This is a genomic window from Mucilaginibacter sp. (assembly GCF_041663085.1).
Lineage (GTDB): Bacteria > Bacteroidota > Bacteroidia > Sphingobacteriales > Sphingobacteriaceae > Mucilaginibacter.
In genome coordinates, this window is the sequence record NZ_JBAZRC010000199.1 from 1 (window position 1) to 6459 (window position 6459).

Below are 6459 nucleotides of genomic sequence, written 5' to 3' on the forward strand. Positions count from 1 at the left end.
ATAACCTATACCCTCTGTACCGCCGGTTAAAAAAACAACCTTATCTTTTAGTATTTGCATAATTTTTTGTGCAAGCAACATCAATATTGTTTTATACAACAATACCACTGCTTTATATTATTTCTGTTTGTGCCCCGTATTGTTTTAGTATGATCTTTACAAAAAGCCCTGTGCTAGTTTACTGATCAATGTTATAATTGGTTCGCTTTAATACGGTGACCAAATTTAGTTTGCGGGTAAAAGCTATCTAATAGCCAATTCGGTTATTTTAATGGATAATTCTATCAATATTAAAACGGCCGCAAAATAATTTGTAAAAAACTATTCTCATTATATCAAAATAAAGCTATTTTTAACCTAACCAATTGGCAGCTACGCCAATCCTAATGGAATATTCTATTAATTATTGTAAACTAAGCTATGGGTAACTCTTTTAAAAGAAAAGATGGTTTTGACGGTGAAAAACTAATTAGTATACCACAAAAGGTATTAAAAGAGTATGTTAAAAGATATCCCGCTTTATTTAATATCTATATAACCCAAATAGGATATTTCCCTAAAGCTTCTTATCATTATAAAGAAAGGCGCCGTGGTTGTGATGACAACATACTCATCTATTGTATTAAGGGCAAAGGCTATTATGTGATGGATAAGAAGAAATTTGAGGTTACCCCTAATCAATTCTTTATTACCCCTAAAACAGAAGTTTACATGCGCTACTGGGCCGACGAAGAAGACCCTTGGACAATTTACTGGGTGCATTTTACTGGTGATGATATTGAAAATTTCAACAAGTCGTTAAATATTGGTGAATTTAAAGGACCGATACAGATCCCTTTTAATAATAAGGCGCTTGATATATGGAACAACATTTATCAAAACCTTGAAATGGGTTACAGTATTGAAAACTTATGCAATGCCAGTTTTTGCCTGTATAATTTAGTGGCAACCTTTTTGTTTCCGCACAAGCATATCACCAACAATGAGCAAAGCAGTGCGGAAGATATTATCACCTCAACCATCATCAACATGAAGGATAATATTGAGAAGAAAATGACGGTAGAAGATATGGCCGGCCAGCACAAATTATCCAGCTCGCATTTTTCAAGTTTGTTTCGAAAGGCTACAGGTATGCCCCCTATTGACTACTTTATCCACCTAAAAATGCAGAAGGCCTGCCAGTTTCTGTACGCCAACGAGGCTAAAATAAAAACCATAGCTATGGATTTGGGTTACGATGACCCGTATTACTTCTCAAGGGTGTTTAAGAAATACATGGGCATGTCGCCAGAGCAGTACAAACTAACCACAAACGTACGCACACAGGTTTAAATATGTTAAGCCCCCTCCCTGCTGCTTATGATTCGTATTGCCAACCGGTAATATATTTCCATCTTTTTAAGAGGTATATTTAAGACCTATAACTCCTTTATGAGAAAGATTCATGCAGCGCCCTCGGCTTCGGCTATGTACAGGTTTTCTGATGCATCAAAGGTAAGTACGTCTACTGGAATTGCATCAGCACCGGAAAAACTTATCTACAGATAATCGCCGGGATTAGTGAGGTAAGTTCCAGGAAGGTATCACCTTCTATATGTTTTTCATTTGCGTTGCTGGGAAATAATGTATCATCTGTGGCGTTTCGAAGTAAAAAAAATAAAAAAGCTGAACAGGCTTGCCTTTTTATTCTCTTTTTAATTACATATCTTTCAGCAATAACACCTACTCCTTATTTCTACATGAAAAGAAAACTATTAGTACTGCTAACCTTCGCACTACCTTTAACACTTTTATTTACCGCTTTTACTGATGACGACTGGCTTAAAACTCTGATAACCAATATTGATAAATGGCGGGAAGAACATCCACAGGAAAAAGTCCACTTACATTTAGATAAGCCTTTTTATAGTATTGGCGATGATATTTGGTTTAAAGCTTATGTGGTAAATTCCGAAAAAAATGAGCTATCAACCCTTAGTAATGTGCTTTATGTAGACCTGGTTGATGAGCAGGATTCTGTTCACCAAAGTTCGGTTGTGCCACTTAATAATGGTTTAGGCAACGGCGATTTTAAGCTTACCGACTCGCTGGTAAGTACGGGCAAATATCACATAAAGGCCTATACCCGCTGGATGCAGAATTTCGGTGATGATTTTATATTTAACAAAGACATTGTAATTGGCGATGCACGTACGTTTACCAACGTATTAGCCAATGCCAATTTTAAATTCGAAGCCGATTCTAAAGTCAAAACCAGTATTACGTATCTAAACCTGGCCGATAAAAACCCAATGTCGGGTAAATCTGTAAAATACGTTCTTATATCGAAAGGCCTAACGCTATCCAGCGGCAAAACGGTTACTGATGCTGAAGGAAAAATCACTCTGGAAAAAACCATAAGAAGCCAATATGTGAATGACGCTTATTTAGAAACTGAGATTTTTATGGATAAAGACAATTCCGTAAAAAGGCGATTTTCGGTAGTTAACAGTATGGATAAAGTTGATGTACAATTTTTCCCTGAAGGGGGCCGCCTTGTTAATGGCATCAGGTCAAAAGTTGGGTTTAAAGCGCTTTTGCCTAACGGTTATGGTGCCGATATAACGGGGTCAGTTGTAGATCAAAACAATCAAACGGTAGCCGAATTCGAATCATCACATGCAGGTATTGGCGTATTTCCGTTACAACCGGTTGCGGGTAATAAATACACAGCTGTTGTAAAAGATGCCTCTGGCAAAGAAATGCGCTACCCTATATTGGTTGCTGACGCTGAGGGTTATGTGCTCGCTATTAATAATACGCGTACCGACAGTATTTCTATCCTCATATCGGCAAGTAAATTATTTGTGGGCAAGGCGGCGGCTTTGATCATGCAGCAAAACAATGTGATTAAATATGCTATAAAAGCAAAAATAGATCAGCCTTATGTTAAAATAAATGTAGCGAAAAGCCTGTTCAATACAGGCATATTACAGGTAACACTATTATCGGCCGAGTCTGCACCCGTAGCCGAGCGGTTAGTTTTTATAGAACGGAATGATCAGTTAAAAATGAGCATTACCAGTAATAAAACAGCTTATGCCAAACGCGAAAAAGTGCAGATGCAGCTTGCCTTGAACGATGCTGACGGAAACCCTATACAAGGCAATCTGTCAATTGCTGTTACCGATGCGAATAAGGTAAAGATTGATGAAGACGACCAGGTAACCATCTGCTCGAACCTACTGCTGACATCAGACCTTAAAGGCTATATAGAAAAGCCAAACTATTACTTTAACCCCGCAAACCCCGACAGGGCAAAATACCTTGACTATTTACTTTTAACCCAGGGATGGCGTCGTTTTAAATGGGCCGATGTAAAAGCCGGCAAAACCGGTGATATAACTTATCAGCCACAAAAAAGTATAGGTGTAAGCGGTACTGTAACAACTATTGGCAACAAACCTATACCAAGTGGAAAACTGACCCTGTATGGGAATACACCGCAAGGACCGCTTTTGGTAGACACCCTAACCGACGACAAGGGTAATTTTGTGATAGATGGCTTCAACTTTACCAATGATGTAAAGTTTGTTGTGCGTGCTAAAAACGCAAAAGGTAAAGATAGGGTGCGCATAGCATTAAACAGGGTACCGGTACCAAAATACAATTCATACAAACTGGGTAATGAAGATGCTACATCCAATAATTTTATAGATTATTTAATGAACACTCAAAAAAGGTTCGATCAATTCCCTGGAGGCACACCGGGCAGGACTACCATGCTTAAAGAAGTGCTTATTAAAGATAAAAAAGCTGGCGCTACTAATAGCGTAAAAGGGTCTAAGGCGTTGGGATTAAACGGTGCAGATGTAGTTTTAAGTAAAGAACGAATGGTTAGCTATACAAGCTTGCTACAAGCTTTTTATGGTGTGGCGGGTGTAGAGGTAAGAAATGATATAGTTTACCGGATTGGCAGGGTAACGTCATTAACAAGACCCAGAGGTGAACCGATGACGGTGATGGTAGACGGCATGACCATTGACCCAAGTACCTTAAAGGATATTTCGCCACAGGATGTTGAGGGTGTTGAATTGTTCACATCGGGCGCAAGTACGGTAATATATGGCGATGCCGGGGTTTGGGGCGTTATCCAGATCACCATGAAAAAAGGCGGGGACATGTACAGATTACCCATCACTTATCTCGACCGTATTTTGGTAAAAGGCTATACCCCTCAAAGAGATTTTTACTCACCTGCCTATGACAAGCCAAATGACAGAGATGCAGAAACCGACCTAAGATCGACCATTTACTGGCAGCCCAACGTTGTTACCGGGGTAGATGGCAAAGCAACCGTAAGCTACTTTACTGCCGATGAGCTGGGCACATACCATGTTATAGTTGAAGGACTTAATTTAGATGGCAAACTGGCACGGCAAACTTATGATTTTAAGGTAGGAAATTAATTGCCACCACATTTAATTAAGCCCCGTACCACTTGCTGATACGGGGCTTTTACCTTGCAGTCATATTCCCCCTATTTTTAATAGTACAACTACAGGGTATATAATAACCTTACAGCTCGCCAGTTTTTCAAGCAATAAAGTTTTTGCAGCAAATAACCTTGTACCGGCAATATTGCTTTATATAAAGTAACAACCATTTTAAATCATGGTCAATACTACATATGTACTATTTGAGGTATATTAGTGCGTTGGGAGACATATTTAAGGCTGATAAAAAAAAATTGATGTTAAACTTTTGCAAATGAATTGGTTAAACAAACCCTTACAAATTCTTTTAAAAAAAGTTTGCACACCTACACAAAAAAGCTACCTTTGCAATCCCAATCGGGATGTAGCGTAGCCCGGTATCGCGCCACATTTGGGATGTGGAGGCCGCAGGTTCGAATCCTGCCATCCCGACAGAAGCGATACCAACCAGTATCAAAAAGCCTTTAAATCTATGATTTAGAGGCTTTTTTGTTTTATTACAGCCCAATTCATTCAAGTTATATTAAGGAAAATGTGCCCTATTCGGTGCCCCAAATTTAAAATTTATATTTGGGCACCAATAGCATATTAAGTATTTGATAGTCAATTGATTACTTAGTTTATTTTGATGGTTTTTAGTACCCTTTGGAGTGCTCTTAAAACCCCGGCAGATTGCCCCCATTGCAAAAGCCGCTAAAGACCGTCAATCTATTGCTATTTGTAACTTAATAATTGACGAATATGAAAACAATGAACAACACCTTTGGCGTTATCTTTTATCTTAGAAAGTATAAAACCACAAATGACGGCAAAGCACCTATCTATGCGAGAATTACCGTAAACGGCAGCAGGATTGATCTATCTGTTAAACGCACTATTGAACCGAATAACTGGAATGCCAATAAAGGTATGGCGAGAGGCAGCAGGGAAGAAATTGTAAAACTCAACAACTATTTGGAGCAATACCGTTCCGGCATTGTAGAAAGCTATCAGGGGCTTTTGCTGCAAAAGAAACTCATTACCGCAGAATTGGTAAAGGATAAGTTTACCGGGGAAGATCAAGCCGAGTTTACACTTTGCAAGTTAATGGCGTACCACAATACTGAGCAGGCGCAGGTATTGGAGCCGGGAACGATGAAAAACTATTATACAACACAGAAGTATATTAAGGAGTTTGTTAAAGAAAGGTTCAAAACCAGCGATAAATACCTGTCTGAGTTGACTTATAAGTTTATTACCGACTTTGAGTATTACCTGCGTAACAGAACGCCGGAGAAAGGGCAGAAAGCGCTTAATAACAATGGCCTGATGAAACACATTGAAAGGTTCTGCAAAATGGTCAATCTTGCTGTCAGGTTAGAATGGATAGACCGCAACCCTTTTCACGCTTACCAGTTGAAGTTTGACAAAGTAGAGCGGGAATACCTCACTAAAGCAGAACTCGGAAGAATAGAAGTTAAAAAATTTAATATTAACCGCTTACAGGTTGTTCAAGACCTCTTTATTTTTAGTTGCTATACAGGACTGGCTTATATTGATGTGTTTAACCTAACCCCGGCTAACCTGATAGAAAAATCTGAGAACGACATTTGGATCATGACCAACAGGCAGAAGACCAACGAACCTGTGAGGGTGCCTTTGTTGCCCAAAGCCTTAGCGATCATTGAAAAATATAAGGGGCATCCGCAGGCACTGGCCGAGGGTAAAGTGTTACCGACACTAAGCAATCAAAAGCTGAATAGTTACTTAAAGGAAATAGCCGATATGTGCGACATTACCAAACCGCTCACTTTTCATATAGCCCGGCATACATTCGCCACTACAGTAACATTAACTAATGGTGTACCTATAGAAACCGTAAGTAAGTTGCTTGGGCACGCCAAACTAACGACCACGCAGATATATGCTAAGGTGATAGAAAGTAAAATAAGCGACGATATGGCACAGCTTAGGAACAGATTACAAGCGTGATAATTGGCAAATA

At 39.1% G+C, this 6459-nt stretch carries 3 protein-coding genes and 1 tRNA gene; all 4 read left to right on the forward strand.

The window, feature by feature from the left end:
- The first annotated feature begins 420 nt into the window (after positions 1-420).
- The 4 genes from WC615_RS21970 to WC615_RS21985 all read left to right on the forward strand — a co-directional run bounded on the left by WC615_RS21970 (position 421) and on the right by WC615_RS21985 (position 6446).
- Entirely contained in the window at positions 421-1332 is a 912-nt protein-coding gene (locus WC615_RS21970) for an AraC family transcriptional regulator (protein ID WP_372980192.1), read from the forward strand.
- 407 nt (positions 1333-1739) lie between these two features.
- Positions 1740-4448 (forward strand): TonB-dependent receptor, encoded by a 2709-nt coding sequence (locus WC615_RS21975; protein ID WP_372980193.1) that lies wholly within the window; start codon positions 1740-1742, stop codon positions 4446-4448.
- Between the two features lie 385 nt (positions 4449-4833).
- Positions 4834-4907: transfer RNA gene (locus WC615_RS21980), tRNA-Pro, on the forward strand.
- A 309-nt stretch (positions 4908-5216) separates the two neighbouring features.
- A complete protein-coding gene (locus WC615_RS21985; protein WP_372980194.1) occupies positions 5217-6446 on the forward strand; it encodes a site-specific integrase in 1230 nt (409 codons plus the stop codon).
- Positions 6447-6459 lie beyond the last annotated feature (13 nt).

Excerpts from the sequence above, each read along its gene's own strand:
- WC615_RS21970 (WP_372980192.1), top strand. The coding sequence starts at position 421 with ATGGGTAACTCTTTTAAAAGAAAAGATGGTTTTGACGGTGAAAAACTA.
- WC615_RS21975 (WP_372980193.1), top strand. The coding sequence starts at position 1,740 with ATGAAAAGAAAACTATTAGTACTGCTAACCTTCGCACTACCTTTAACA.
- WC615_RS21985 (WP_372980194.1), top strand. The coding sequence starts at position 5,217 with ATGAAAACAATGAACAACACCTTTGGCGTTATCTTTTATCTTAGAAAG.